Here is a 13,513-nt window from a genome sequence, read left to right as displayed (position 1 = left end):
TCGCCGCACTATCAACGCTCAGCCGTCCGTCATCAACCTGCGCTAGAACCTCCACGCGGTTCAACTCGCGCTTGCTCATAATCACCCATCCCATGTCCGCTCACCCTCATGTTCTTTTGAGGGTAGAATGACATTCCTGAATTGCTCATGGGTGACATTATCGCTTTGCGGCTACAATACGTAATACGTGTAATTGGTATTATGGTAAATATTTTGACTGCTAATCAAACCTAACCACCAAGGATAACGATTTGGAACTGAGCGGAAAGACAGTTGTCATAACCGGCGCAGCTGGAGGTATAGGCAAAGGTCTCGCCGAGAGGTTCGCGGCAGATGGCGCCACCGTTGTATGTTCCGACATCGACGAAGCAACTGCACAAGCCTTGGCGGAGGAAATCGGCGGGCACGCATTTCCGTGCGACGTCTCCAGCGAAGCGCAGATCAAAGCGCTGATCGAGCATGTCGAAGACGAGATTGCTCCGATCGATCTGTTTTGCGCCAATGCCGGAATCCTGACACTCGGCGGTTTGGACGTGCCAGATGAAGACTGGAATCGCATTTGGGACATCAACGTGATGTCTCATGTCTGGTTGGCCCGTCACCTTGTTCCACGGTTCGTCGAGCGCGGTCGTGGCTACATCATGATCACGGCGTCGGCTGCCGGGCTTTTGAACCAACCCGGCGCGGCCCCGTATGGCGTCACCAAACACGCGGCCATCGGTTTTGCAGAATGGTTGGCGTTGACCTACGGCCACAAAGGTTTGAGGGTTTCGGCCCTATGCCCACAAGCTGTCAGATCCGAGATGACACGCGGTCATGAAACCTCGGTCGCGGCTATTGACGGAATGCTCGAGCCGGAAGATGTCGCACAGGCCTGTGTGGACGGTATTCGAGCCGAGCAATTCCTGATCCTGCCGCATCCCGAAGTCCTTCAATACATGCGGCACAAAACGACCGACTATGACCGATGGTTGATCGGCATGAACAAGTTAAATCAACAGTTTATAGGCGACCCTTAAGAGCGGCCATTTGGTCGTCGCATCAATCCTTCTTGCGCAACTGTCGCCACCAGAACGCCATCCTCGGAATAGATGGAGCCGCGATTGAAAGACCGCCCCTGCCCCGTCCACGGCGATTCCATCGCGTATAGATGCCAGTTTTCAAAACGCACCGGTGCATGAAACCACAGCGCGTGATCCAGGCTTGCCGCGTTTACCTGACCCGTGAACCAGCTCAGCCCATGGGGCCGCATGCCGGAGCTCATCAGGCTCATGTCTGAGGCGTAGGCCAAGATCAGATGCTGCGTACGAGGGTCGGTTGACGCCGCTCCGGGCATTCGGAACCAGATCTTGTTCTGATCGTCGGAAATTTCAGGGCGAAATGGGTCGAGATGATCCACTTCGCGCACTTCTATTGGCCGCTCGCGCAACAATTCTTTTTTCATCTTTTCAGGGACTTGATCCACATACCTGTAGCGCAATTCGCTACGCGATGGATGGGTTTCCGGGCTCTCAGAAGACGGCATCGGATGCTGATGAGACCACCCCTCATCCTTAACATGAAAGGATGCAGACATATTGAGGATCTGCTTACCATGTTGGATCGCAACAACGCGCCGCGTGGTGAAGGACCCTCCGTCTCTGGCCCGATCCACTTGATAAACAACGGGAATACTGGGATCACCCGGACGGATGAAATAAGCATGCAGCGAATGACAGAGTCTGTCATCGACCGTTCTGTAAGCCGCTGCCAATGCCTGCGCAATGACCTGACCACCAAAGATACGTGTCGGTGTCTCACCACCGGATCCGGTGCCCCGGAACAGGTCGACCTCAAGTCGTTCGATGTTCAGAAGGTCCAGAAGAATGCGCTCAGCTTCGGTCATGGGTTGCTCAATCTTGTTCATTTTGAGGATGAGGTATCAACACCTGCGCCATCAATCAATCACCGCACCCAAGACCAAAGCCTTGAGCTCGGCCCGGGATGGATAAGAGCTGGAGGGCGACAATTGAGTGAAGAACACAACCGTCAAATCCAAGGACCGGTCGATCCAGAAATAGGTTGAGGCCATACCGCCCCAACTGAAATCCCCGACCGAACCGGGCACTCCGGTACGACCCGGGTTCAGCACGACAGAGCCGCCCAATCCGAACCCCATACCTTCCATCGGTTGTTCCGCAAAACTACTAGGGCCCATTGAGGCAATATCGCCGGGTAAGTGATTGATCATCATGAAATCTACTGTCTTCGGACCCAATAGCCGTTCGCCACCGGCCTGCCCTCGGTTCCGCAGCATTTCAGCAAACCGGCTAAAGTCATCTAACGTTCCGACCAAGCCGCCACCGCCCGAGAACGTGGTGGTGGATTCGAACGGAGAAGATCCCGCTTGATCCACCAGTCTGAGCGTATCCTCGGACTGTTCGGCCGAGTTGAGATCCATTGCGTCACCGGCCAGAGGCGTATAGAGCGACGCAAATCTATCGCCCGCATCCTTCGGGACCACAAAACCGGTCTCCTGCATACCGAGCGGCTCAAGGATTTCCTGCTGGAAGAACTGGTCCAAGGTCTTTCCCGAGACGACTTCGACAACGCGACCTAGGACGTCGGTGCTGACCGAATACTCCCACCGGGTGCCCGGTTGAAATGCCAGAGGCAGCGCGGCGAGATCGCTTACTCTATCCCTTAGAAGCCCTTGATTGGGTTTGAAGATCATATCCCGCTCGTCCATCGCCGACGGCAAGAGACCGGGATTGAATGGGTAGCTGAGCCCGCTCGTGTGGGTCAGTAGCTGATGGAGCGTCGGCTGCGGCGCGGCTTCGGTCTGATCCAACCGCTCGGCATTTGGAACCAAAGCCTGAGGAGAGGAAAACTCGGGCAGATAAGCGGACAAAGGCGCGCCAAGGTGGATCAATCCGCGCTCGACCAGTATCATCACCGCGACTGAGGTGACCGGTTTGGTCATCGAGTAGATACGGACCAGCGTGTCGCGCTCGAAAGGCAGTTCGGATTCGATATTGCGCCGGCCGCAGGCATGGAAGAAGACCTCCTGCCCTTTGTGTTTAAGAAGAACCGAACTGCCGGGATATTTCCGTTGGTCTACATAGCGTTGCATCCACGGGCGAATGCGATCCAACCTGTCTTGATCCCACGTTACCGGCATTCCAAAGATCCCTCCGCCCTAGGCATCCAATGCCGACAAACCATGCTGCGCAAACAGCGGCACGTAGTCACCGAACAGTTTCGCCCGACCCGGGTGCGAGGCATTGCCGTCCAGCGCGCGTTTGTAGACGCCCTGCAGAATGGCGGCCATTCGGAAGAAGTTAAAGGCCAGATAGAAGCCGAAATCCTTGATTTCCGGCAACCCGCGCCGCTCGCAATACTGCTCGATATAGTCTCTATCACTGGGCAATCCGAGGGTTTTGCGGTCAATTCCCGCCAGCCCCCGCCCTTCTGGGCCCGGAGGCAGCTGCCACTGCATGATCACGGCGGCAAGGTCGGCGTAAGGGTGGCCGATGGTCGACAACTCCCAATCCAGCACGCCGATGCAACGCGTGCCGCTGCGTTCAAACATCAAGTTGTCGATCCGATAGTCGCCATGCACAAGACTGCGCTGACCATCGTCTTCCGGCAAAGCATCCTCCAACCCTGTGATCAGCGCATCCATTTGAGCAATCTTGTTTGTCTCGGACGCGTGGTACTGCTTCGTCCAGCGCGCGATCTGACGTTCGAAGTAATTGCCGCTCGGGCCATAGTCGGCGAGGCCTACTGCATCGATATCGACGGAATGCAACGCGGCCAGCACCCGGTTCATTTCATCCATGATGGCGGTGCGCGTCTCATTGCTTTCACCGGTCAGGGTTGGTTCCAAGAAGACACGACCCTTTAGGTGTTCCATCACGTAGAAACTGGATCCTATGACTGAGGTGTCTTCACATAGAAGAAACATTTCAGGCACAGGGACATCGCTGCCTGCAAGCGCCTGTTGCACACGAAACTCACGCTCCACTGCATGCGCGGATTTCAGAAGCTTTCCCATAGGCTTACGACGCAGAACGTAAGTGCGATCCGGCGTCTCAAGTGCGAAAGTCGGGTTGGATTGCCCGATGTCGAACTTGTGGACCTTCAGGGGGCCGCGATACCCTGAGAGGTTTGCCGCAAGGTAGGTATCAACGGCGTCCAGATCCAATGGGCTTTTCGTATTCATCTTCAAAACGCTTCGGCAAAGATGTTGCCTGCTGTGACCACGTTGATGCCCCCGGACACAGGGATGACGGCTCCGGTCACATAGCTGCCCCCTCGCCCGCAGAGAAACAGCATGCAGCCAGCGATGTCATCATCACGCCCCACACGGCCCAGAGGAACCGATTTACCCACCTTCTCGCGCGTTGTCTCATCTGCGGTTGCAAAAGCGGTCATGCGCGAGACGAACGGGCCAGGTGCCAACGCGTTGACGGTGACGTGATACGGCGACAATTCCTTGGCCAGGATTTTGGTCAGATGCAGGACAGCCGCTTTAGATGCCGAATAGCTGTAGGCCCCGTCGCCCATGGGAACCTCACCCATGACCGAGCCGACATTGACCACCCGCGCCGGGTCTTCGGCGGTGCCGGATTTCATGAGCAAGGGCAACAATTTCTGCGTCAGCTCAAACACACCCGCGACGTTGACGGACATCACTTTGTCCCACGCATCATGAGGGAATTGACCCAAAGGAGCCCCCCAGGACACACCCGAATTATTCATCAAAATATCAAGGCGTTCCGCCCGTTTATTGATCTTTGCAACGACTTCGTCGATTCCGTCTTTACTGCCCAGATCCCCGGCAAACCCCTCGGCACTGCCGGTGGCATCCAACGCGTTCAGCTCCGCCGCGACGGCTTCGCAGGCGTCACCTTTGCGGGAGGCGATCAGCACATGCGCTCCGGCCCGAACAAGCGCTTCGCCGGCCATGCGGCCAATTCCGGTGGCACCGCCCGTGACCAGAGCCACCTTTCCATCCAAAGAAAACAGGGTTTCCGGGGTCATGCCGCACTCCTCGCTTGTCGTGGGGGAAAGAGGGTGCGCCGTTGACAGCGCGCGATCCCGCCCCAAAATTTCATCTGCAAGAATAACAGGAACAATGAGGGCAACATGCAAGCATTACTCAGCGTCGCAGCGGGTGGACCGGAGACTCTGGAACTGACCACCCTGCCCGATCCGACCCCGGGCCGCGGAGAGATTCTGATCGGCATAAGAGCCGCCGGGGTGAACTTTCCCGATACGCTGATGATCCGCGACCTCTATCAGATCAAACCACCGCGCCCCTTTGCCCCCGGTGGTGAAATCGCAGGTGAGGTGCTTGCGCTTGGCGACGGAGTTGAAGGGTTCGCGATCGGAGATCGCGTTCTGGCGCTGACCGGTCATGGCGGCTTTGCCACGCATCTTGCGATCAAAGCCAAGGACGCAATCAAGTTTCCCGACACCATGCCCTTTGATGAGGCGGCGTGTTTTATCTTCACCTACGGCACCTCTTACCACGCTCTCAAGGATCGGGCGGCCCTCCAACCGGGTGAGACGCTGTTGGTTCTGGGGGCAGCAGGTGGTGTCGGATCGGCGGCAATTGAGTTGGGCAAAGCCATGGGCGCGCGAGTCATCGCTGCGGTTTCCACACCGGACAAAGCTGAATTCTGCCGCTCAATCGGAGCAGATGAGACGATCCTGTACCCCAAGGACCCGGACAATGACGCGCAAAAAGCGTTTTCGAAAGATATCAAGGCACTGGCGGGCGCCGAGGGTGTCGATGTCATCTATGATGCGGTGGGCGGAGCCTATGCGGAACCCGCGTTGCGCAGCATTGCGTGGAAGGGTCGATATCTGGTTGTCGGGTTTCCAGCTGGAATCCCCAGTGTCCCGCTCAATCTCGCGCTGCTTAAAGGGTGCCAAATCGTCGGTGTTTTCTGGGGGGCCTCCGTCTTTCGCGAACCTGACGCTCATGCCGAAAATCTAAGCGAATTGTTCGACTTATACACCAAAGATAAAGTCAAACCCCGAATCACGGCGCGCTTCCCGTTGTCCGAGGGCGCGGCGGCAATCGAGCTGCTTTCTCAGCGCTCCGTTCTCGGAAAGGTTGTAGTGACACTAGACGAAACCTAACTGGAGCGGGTTGCATCAAAAGCAGCTTTGTCAGCCCACTCGCCTCATTGGAGCATTGTCCGGTAGACATCCCCACCAAATGCCGTTTAAGAAACGAATATGGGGACGAAGATTTATGAATAAAATTCTTGTGTTGAATGGCCCAAACCTCAATCTTTTGGGCACCCGACAGCCTGAGGTTTATGGCAGCACCACCTTGAAAATGGTGGAAGAGCAATGCGTTGCTCATGGCGCGTCTATCGGGCTTGAGGTTTCGACATCTCAGTCCAATCACGAAGGAGCGCTGATAGACGCCATCCATCAGGCCCGTGGCACGCAGAATGGTCTGGTTCTGAACGCCGGTGCCTATACCCACACGTCGATTGCCCTGATGGATGCGATTGCCTCGGTGGAGCTGCCTTTGGTGGAGGTCCACCTCTCGAACATCCACGCTAGGGAGACCTTTCGCCACAAGTCCTACATCGCGCCGGTTGCCCTTGGGCAGATCTGCGGGTTTGGTGCGCAGGGTTATGTTCTGGCGCTGGATGCTCTGGCGGCTCATCTGAAAACAGGGGATGTTGCATGAAGCTGAAGGAGTATCTCCGCTTTGTCAGCTATGCCAGAACCCTGGAAGAGCTTTGGGATGCCCATTGCCGACAGATGGCTACATACGGCTTTGATCGGCTTATCTACGGCTACACTCAATATCGCACAGCCACGTCCTTGGGCGACCCTGAGGATTTTGTCATCCTCAGCAATCATCGGCGCGAATATGTTGACGGCTTTCTCGGTGACAGCAGGTATTTCAACGCACCGATGCTGCAATGGGCTTTGAACAACGATGGCGCGGCGAGTTGGGGGATGATTCAGGATTGGGCCACGACCGGGGATCTGACGCCCGAACAGCAGAAGGTCGTGGATTTCAACAAGTCGCACAACGTGCTTGCTGGATATACTGTCAGCTTCAACTCGGTCTCGGTACGGTCCAAAGGCGCGATCTCGCTTTCTGCCGCGGAAAACCGCAACCAGGACGAGATTGACGCCATGTGGGAAGAGCATGGCGAGGATATCCTTCTGATGAACAACATCGCTCATCTCAAGATCCTGACGCTGCCCTATACACCTCCGAATCGGTCGCTGACCAAACGTCAGCGAGAGGCGCTGCAATGGGTCGGTGATGGTAAAACGACCCAAGATATTGCCCTGCTGATGGGGCTGACGGCGGCGACAGTGGAAAAACACCTGAGGCTGGCACGCGAATCGCTTTCGGTCGAGACGACGGCCCAAGCCGTTCTCAAAGCCGCCCTACACAACCAGATGTATGTGATGGAAGCCTGACCACAAGTGATTGACGCTAAACCGCGTCAATTTACCTTAGGTAAGGAAATCATGACTTCCCATCTTCACGGGAAAATTGCAGATTGATACCGTTCCGTGAGTGGTGGCTTTAGCCAAGGAACATTCGATTGGATCTTTGCAATACCAGAGCTCTCCAATCACTCTGACTTTTGGAGCGCCTATTCGTCCGCGTACCGATGTCGGAATTGTGGAGGGTCCCGACCATCCCCATCATGCGGGGCCCTCCATTCACCTTCTGCTTGAACAGACAAAAACCCGTTTTGGCACGAAAAAACCGGCCACGTTCGACGTGACCGGTTCTGAATGTCGTCAGGCCCCGCAATTGGGGCCTGGAGCGAAGGCTTAGCCTTGTGCCGCTTTGGCAACTTCTGCAGCGAAGTCTTCTTTTTCGACCACGATGCCTTCGCCAACCTCCAGACGAATGAAGCCGGTGATGGTTGCGCCTGCTTCTTTGGCCGCTGCTTCAACGGTCAGGTCAGGGTTCACAACGAAGGACTGGTTGAGCAGAGTCGACTCAGCCACGAATTTCTTCATACGGCCTTCGATCATCTTCTCGATCACCTGCTCCGGCTTGCCGGACTCGCGGGCGATGTCCATCTGAACCTGCTTTTCTTTCTCGACAACAGCCGGATCCATGTCGGCCTCGGACAAAGCTGCCGGGTTCACAGCAGCGATGTGCATCGCAACCTGCTTGCCGATTGCTTCGTCGCCACCGGTCAGAGCAACCAGAACGCCGATTTTACCCATGCCGTTGGTGGCTGCGTTGTGAACGTAGGACACAACGGTGTCGCCCGACAGTTTCGACATGCGGCGCACCGACATGTTTTCGCCAATGGTGGCGATCTTGTCGGTGATGGTGTCTGCTACGGACTTTCCGCCCAGATCAGCAGCCAGCAGAGCCTCGACATTGTCGACGCCTTCAGCAGCGTAGGTGATCTTGCCGACCATTTCCTGGAACTCGGCGTTCTTCGCAACGAAGTCGGTTTCCGAGTTCACTTCGACAGCAACACCGTTGCCACCGTTAACGTGAACAGCAACCAGACCTTCTGCTGCGGTACGGCCCGATTTCTTGGCCGCTTTGGCCAGGCCTTTGGTGCGCAGCCAGTCAACGGCCTCGTCCATGTTGCCGCCGGTTTCGGTCAGGGCTTTTTTCGCGTCCATCATGCCTGCGCCGGTTGCGTCGCGCAGTTCTTTAACCATTGCTGCTGTGATTGCCATCTTTTGGCTCTCCTCAATTCAAACGGAATTGGGGCAGGTCATACCCTGCCCCATGTGTCAATTACGTGACGGGCAGCTTACGCTTCGGCCGGAGCTTCGGCGGCTTCTTCCGCAACGGCTTCCTCAGCCGGAGCTTCTTCGAACGCGCCGATGTCAACGCCTGCAGCACCCATCTGAGCGGTCATACCGTCCAGAGCGGCACGTGCGACCAGATCACAATACAGCGCGATGGCGCGGGCTGCGTCGTCGTTGCCGGGGATGATGTAGTCAACGCCATCGGGCGAGCAGTTGGTGTCGACAACAGCCACAACCGGGATACCCAGCTTGTTGGCTTCTGCGATGGCCAGTGCTTCTTTCTTGACGTCGATGACGAACAGCAGGTCAGGAACACCGCCCATCTCGCGGATACCGCCCAGCGAGGCCTGCAGCTTCTGCTGGTCACGCTCCATGCCCAGACGCTCTTTCTTGGTCAGGCCTTCTGCGCCCGCTTCCATGGCTTCGTCGATCTGGTTCAGACGGTTGATCGACTGGGAAACGGTTTTCCAGTTGGTCAGCGTGCCGCCCAGCCAGCGGTGGTTCATGTAGTACTGAGCCGACTTTTCAGCCGCTTCAGCGATCGGGCCAGCGGCCTGACGCTTTGTACCAACGAACAGAACGCGGCCACCTTTTGCGACGGTGTCACGAACGGCCTGCAGAGCCTGGTCCAGCATCGGAACTGTCTGGGTCAGGTCCATGATGTGGATGCCATTGCGCGAGCCGTAGATGAACGGGCCCATGCGGGGATTCCAACGCTGTGTCTGGTGACCAAAGTGAACGCCAGCTTCCAGCAGCTGACGCATGGAGAACTCGGGAAGAGCCATGCTATTTTCCTTTTCCGGTTTACGCCTTGGCGGGGGTGAAAGAAGCGGATGCTCCAACCGGCGGTCTTGATGAGGATGTCTCCCTCAAAAAGCCCAAACCCCGCCTGCGGGTTTGAATGGCGCGCGTATACGGCAGGTTTGGATGCAGTGCAAGGGTCAATCGCCCTTATTTTTCAAGCCGCGCCAGCTCGTGCGCATGACGGACGGCCACTTCGCAATGCGCAGCCAGCGCTTTGCGGTTTTCAAAACCGCTGACCTTGGCTGGCGCGTGATAAATCAGCTCGACCGCCCCCTGCCTGCGCGCACCGAGCGTCTTCAGCAGATGCGGGCCGAACTCCATGTCGCCCCACCAACCGTAAAACCGGTCCGGCTCGCCCGCTGGTGCGTGAAATACCACCGAGACCGGCTGCACATACATGAAATCTCGCAGCTCATCCGCGAAGAACGCGGCAAAGAGCGTTGTTTTAAATGGCAAAACCCTGAGGCCGTCGGTCGAAGTTCCTTCGGGGAAAAACAGCAGCTTATGCCCCGCTTTCAGACGAGTTTCGAACACAAGCGTTTGTTCTTTTGCCTTCTTCCGGTCCCGTTCGATAAAAACCGTTCCGGTCGCGCGCGCCAACCAGCCGATACCGGGCCACTTCGCCACTTCGGCCTTGGATACGAAATACACCCTTTTGCGGGCATTCAGAGCAAAGATGTCGAGCCATGAGGTGTGGTTGGCCACCACTGCACCACGCTCCGCCATCAGATCTCCGGAAGTTCGGAAACCTATGCCCAGAATGCGAAAGGCGTTGCGGCAAACAACTTGGGTGATGAACGGAGTTATTGGTCGGCGAATACCGAACAAGGGGCGTTCGATTAGGCGTATCGCAAGCAAGATGATCAAGCCGCCAAAGACCAACAGCGCCAAAGGTACGCCGCGTAAGACTACCAATACCCATCCCAGAACGCCGAGGTGAACCGCATCGGGCGCGTCGTCACTGTTCCAAAGCGGATCACTCACGGGGTTAGGCTCCGCCATATATGCGCTTTTGCCGCTCGTTCATCCGTGCGGTATCGAGGATCAGGCAAACATCTGTGGTGTTGAAGCTGTGGTCGATAAAAGCCCCCTCGCCCACGAAACCGCCCAAACGCAGATAAGCTTTGATCAGCGCAGGCACCTGCACCATGGCCGCCCTGCGATCGAGGTCTTCGGGTGCCACGAGGTTCATGGATTGAAACACATCAGGCTGCGCACGAACCCGCAAATCTTCGGGCGCCAGATGGTTGTGATGCAGCATCGACAAGGGCTGGGCGAGCGCCGTGGCATCGGTGCCGTGAAAGCTAGCGACGCCGAACAGAACCTCGATCTCATGCTCGGTGACATAGGCCGCCAGACCGTTCCACAGGTGATACATCGCCGTGCCGCCGCGATAGTCGGGATGCAGGCAGGATCGGCCAAGCTCCAGCAGCTTGCGACCGCTTTGCTTCAGAACGGTCAGATCGTACTCGTCTTCGGAGTAAAACTGCCCCAACTCTGCTGCACGTTCGCCCGGTAACAGCCTGTAAACGCCGACAGTTTCCCCGGTTTGGTCATCGATCGCCAGCATGTGATCGAAATACGGATCGAACTTGTCCTGCTCCAACCCGGCATCGTGATCGACCATCTCTCCGCCACCACCTAGCTCACGTACAAACACGTCGTAGCGCAGGCGCTGCGCGGCGCGCAGGTCCTGTTCGGTTTCAGCGAGTCGGATGGTGAAAGAAGGGCCTGAATCCGGCATGTCGTTCCTTGAAGTTGCCTCCGGCTGATACCGCAGCTGTTCCCCCAAAGGCAATACGGGTCCCATCTGATGACTGGGTTGGATTTTGGCGTTAACCTTTCCTAAACCAGTTTCAGGGATCAAAGACCGGCATCAAGGCAATGCGCGTTCCGTCGACTACCACTTTCCCCTGCTCGCGGAAGTTCACGGTAATCTTGCCCCCGATATTGGACTGCACCTGTCCAACGCCCCAATCGGGGAAATCGGGGTGGCGGACGAACATGCCCGGTGCAAGAATGGCATTGAGGTCTGTCATGGGGGCTCCGGTCCGGTGGCAGATACAGCAGGAGGTACGCATGGGCGCCACAGACGTCAACCTGGCCGAGCTGATTGGCTCGCGCATCTGTCACGATCTGATCAGCCCGATTGGGGCCATCACCAACGGGCTGGAGCTGTTGGATATGGTTGGCGCGGTGCAAGGCCCCGAGATGGAACTGATCTCTGGCAGTGTCGGCAGCGCGGGCGCGCGCATTCGGTTTTTCCGCGTGGCCTTTGGCTCGACCAGTGACCAGCCATTAGGGCGCAGCGAGGTTGCCGAGTTGCTGAAAGACGTGGAACGCGCCGGTCGTGTGCGGGTCAACTGGAACCTGACAGAGGCTGTGCCGCGCAATCAGGTCAAACTGGCCTTTCTGGCCCTGATGTGCTGCGAGAGCGCGATGCCATTTGGTGGGCAAGTCGATATCTCGGCCTCTGACACCGGTTGGCAGGTGACTGGCACAGCCGACAAATTGAACATTGACAATGACTTGTGGAAGAATGCTGCCACGGGCAACTTCGCCAACAAACTCACACCGGCGCAGGTTCAGTTTGCCTTGCTGCCGGAAACGGCCGCGGCCATGGGGCGGCGAGTTGCGGCCGAGATCGGCACAACCCGCGTCACCCTAAGGTTCTAGGCGCGGGTCGTACCGTTCCCGCGCACCAGATATTGAAAGCTGGTCAACTGCGCCGCGCCGACTGGACCGCGTGCATGCATTTTGCCCGTTGCAATTCCGATTTCAGCGCCCATTCCGAACTCACCGCCATCCGCAAATTGGGTTGAGGCGTTGTGCATCAAGATGGCGCTATCCAGCCGCTCGAAGAAGCGTGCCGCAGCCGTGTCATCCTCGGTCATGATGCAATCTGTATGGTTCGAGCCATATTGCTGGATGTGCGCAATGGCGGCATCGATATCGGCGACAGGTTTGGCGGCAATGATACTGTCCAGAAACTCTTTGCCCCAATCCTCGGAGGTGGCTTCGGTGGTTCCACCGACGGCCAGAACACCTTCGGCATGAACCTCGACCCCTGCAGCCATCAGCGTGGCAATCACGTCGCGCCCGAGGGTTTCAGCCACGTCCTCATGGATCAGAAGACACTCTGCCGCGCCACATATACCGGTGCGCCGGGTCTTGGCGTTCAGCACCACGTCCAAGGTCTTTTGCGGGTCGGCGGCCTTGTCGATGTAGATATGCACGATGCCTTCAAGATGGGCGAAGACCGGCACGCGCGCCTCACGCTGAACCAGTCCGACCAGTCCTTTGCCGCCACGCGGAACGATAACGTCGACATAGTCGGTCATGGTCAGCAATTCCTGCACCGCCGCGCGGTCGCGAGTCGGCACGAGTTGAATTGAATCCTCAGGCAGGTTCGCAGCTTTCAGACCCTCGACCAGACAGGCGTGGATGGCGGTGGAGGAATGAAAACTCTCGGACCCGCCGCGCAGGATCACGGCGTTGCCGGATTTCAGGCACAACGCGCCAGCATCGGCGGTTACATTAGGGCGGCTTTCGTAAATCACCCCAATGACACCCAACGGCGTGCGCACGCGCTGAATGTTGAGGCCCGAGGGCATGTCCCACTCGGTCATCACCTCGCCCACCGGATCGGTTTGATCAGCCACCGTGCGCAGGCCGTCGACCATGCCCTGAATGCGGTCCTCATCCAGCATCAGACGGTCCATCATGGCAGGGCTCAGGCCCTTTTCGCGTCCGAACTCCAGATCCTTCTTGTTGGCTTCGATGATCTGAGCGCGATTGGCCCAGACGGCCTCAGCCGCTGCGATCAGGGCTGCATGTTTACGCTCGGCCGAGGCAAAGGCCAGCTCGCGCGCGGCAGCTTTGGCGCGTTTACCCAGATCGGCCATCAGAGCGGGAATATTGTCGAGATCCTTCATAACCTTAGCCT

15 protein-coding genes are annotated in these 13,513 nt (G+C 57.4%); 5 read left to right on the top strand and 10 right to left on the bottom strand.

Annotated elements, in window-relative coordinates; genetic code table 11:
• The first annotated feature begins 251 nt into the window (after window positions 1-251).
• Window positions 252-1,019, top strand: a complete 768-nt coding sequence (locus J7394_RS19980; protein WP_209255720.1) for an SDR family oxidoreductase — start codon at window positions 252-254, stop codon at window positions 1,017-1,019.
• On the opposite strand, the gene J7394_RS19975 is transcribed toward J7394_RS19980, so the two are convergent.
• Genes J7394_RS19975 through J7394_RS19960 form a run of 4 tightly spaced genes read right to left on the bottom strand, consistent with a single transcriptional unit; the run spans window position 1,016 to window position 5,025 of the window.
• Window positions 1,016-1,885: an acyl-CoA thioesterase II gene (locus tag J7394_RS19975; RefSeq protein ID WP_209255719.1), complete on the bottom strand. Its 870-nt coding sequence runs from the start codon at window positions 1,883-1,885 to the stop codon at window positions 1,016-1,018. The genes J7394_RS19980 and J7394_RS19975 overlap by 4 nt on opposite strands.
• Window positions 1,886-1,936: 51 nt before the next feature.
• Entirely contained in the window at window positions 1,937-3,160 is a 1,224-nt protein-coding gene (locus J7394_RS19970; protein ID WP_209255718.1) for a serine hydrolase, read from the bottom strand.
• 18 nt (window positions 3,161-3,178) lie between these two features.
• Complete coding sequence (locus J7394_RS19965) at window positions 3,179-4,204, bottom strand: phosphotransferase (protein ID WP_209255716.1); 1,026 nt, start codon at window positions 4,202-4,204, stop codon at window positions 3,179-3,181.
• A gap of 2 nt (window positions 4,205-4,206) precedes the next feature.
• Complete coding sequence (locus J7394_RS19960; protein WP_209255708.1) at window positions 4,207-5,025, bottom strand: SDR family NAD(P)-dependent oxidoreductase; 819 nt, start codon at window positions 5,023-5,025, stop codon at window positions 4,207-4,209.
• 105 nt (window positions 5,026-5,130) lie between these two features.
• Between J7394_RS19960 and J7394_RS19955 the strand changes: the two genes are divergently transcribed.
• The 3 genes from J7394_RS19955 to J7394_RS19945 all read left to right on the top strand — a co-directional run bounded on the left by J7394_RS19955 (window position 5,131) and on the right by J7394_RS19945 (window position 7,449).
• Window positions 5,131-6,132: an NADPH:quinone oxidoreductase family protein gene (locus tag J7394_RS19955; protein WP_209255706.1), complete on the top strand. Its 1,002-nt coding sequence runs from the start codon at window positions 5,131-5,133 to the stop codon at window positions 6,130-6,132.
• A 115-nt stretch (window positions 6,133-6,247) separates the two neighbouring features.
• Window positions 6,248-6,697, top strand: coding sequence for a type II 3-dehydroquinate dehydratase (gene aroQ / locus J7394_RS19950; protein ID WP_209255704.1), 450 nt, complete (start codon window positions 6,248-6,250; stop codon window positions 6,695-6,697).
• Window positions 6,694-7,449: a LuxR family transcriptional regulator gene (locus tag J7394_RS19945; RefSeq protein WP_209255702.1), complete on the top strand. Its 756-nt coding sequence runs from the start codon at window positions 6,694-6,696 to the stop codon at window positions 7,447-7,449. Before aroQ ends, J7394_RS19945 begins: the two co-directional genes overlap by 4 nt.
• Window positions 7,450-7,812: 363 nt before the next feature.
• Here the strand turns inward: J7394_RS19945 and tsf are convergent, their stop codons facing one another.
• The 5 genes from tsf to J7394_RS19920 form a co-directional block, all read right to left on the bottom strand.
• Complete coding sequence (tsf, locus tag J7394_RS19940) at window positions 7,813-8,688, bottom strand: translation elongation factor Ts (protein ID WP_170373730.1); 876 nt, start codon at window positions 8,686-8,688, stop codon at window positions 7,813-7,815.
• 77 nt (window positions 8,689-8,765) lie between these two features.
• The gene (gene rpsB / locus J7394_RS19935) at window positions 8,766-9,548 is read right to left on the bottom strand and encodes a 30S ribosomal protein S2 (RefSeq protein ID WP_209255700.1); all 783 of its coding nucleotides are present in this window, start codon (window positions 9,546-9,548) and stop codon (window positions 8,766-8,768) included.
• Between the two features lie 166 nt (window positions 9,549-9,714).
• Window positions 9,715-10,569 (bottom strand): 1-acyl-sn-glycerol-3-phosphate acyltransferase, encoded by an 855-nt coding sequence (locus J7394_RS19930; RefSeq protein ID WP_209255698.1) that lies wholly within the window; start codon window positions 10,567-10,569, stop codon window positions 9,715-9,717.
• Window positions 10,556-11,311: a GNAT family N-acetyltransferase gene (locus tag J7394_RS19925; protein ID WP_209255696.1), complete on the bottom strand. Its 756-nt coding sequence runs from the start codon at window positions 11,309-11,311 to the stop codon at window positions 10,556-10,558. Before J7394_RS19925 ends, J7394_RS19930 begins: the two co-directional genes overlap by 14 nt.
• A 112-nt stretch (window positions 11,312-11,423) precedes the next feature.
• Window positions 11,424-11,606, bottom strand: coding sequence for a DUF3553 domain-containing protein (locus J7394_RS19920; RefSeq protein ID WP_209255694.1), 183 nt, complete (start codon window positions 11,604-11,606; stop codon window positions 11,424-11,426).
• Window positions 11,607-11,646: 40 nt separating this feature from the next.
• On the opposite strand from J7394_RS19920, the gene J7394_RS19915 reads away from it, so the two are divergent.
• Window positions 11,647-12,243, top strand: coding sequence for a histidine phosphotransferase family protein (locus J7394_RS19915; protein ID WP_209255692.1), 597 nt, complete (start codon window positions 11,647-11,649; stop codon window positions 12,241-12,243).
• Here J7394_RS19915 and J7394_RS19910 read toward each other — a convergent pair.
• Window positions 12,240-13,502, bottom strand: coding sequence for a glutamate-5-semialdehyde dehydrogenase (locus J7394_RS19910; protein ID WP_209255690.1), 1,263 nt, complete (start codon window positions 13,500-13,502; stop codon window positions 12,240-12,242). The genes J7394_RS19915 and J7394_RS19910 overlap by 4 nt on opposite strands.
• Window positions 13,503-13,513 lie beyond the last annotated feature (11 nt).

The sequence above is a fragment of the Ruegeria sp. R13_0 genome, assembly GCF_017743995.1.
Classification (GTDB): domain Bacteria; phylum Pseudomonadota; class Alphaproteobacteria; order Rhodobacterales; family Rhodobacteraceae; genus Ruegeria.
Note: the sequence above shows the minus strand (reverse complement) of the source record. Positions and strands in the feature narration are given on the sequence as shown.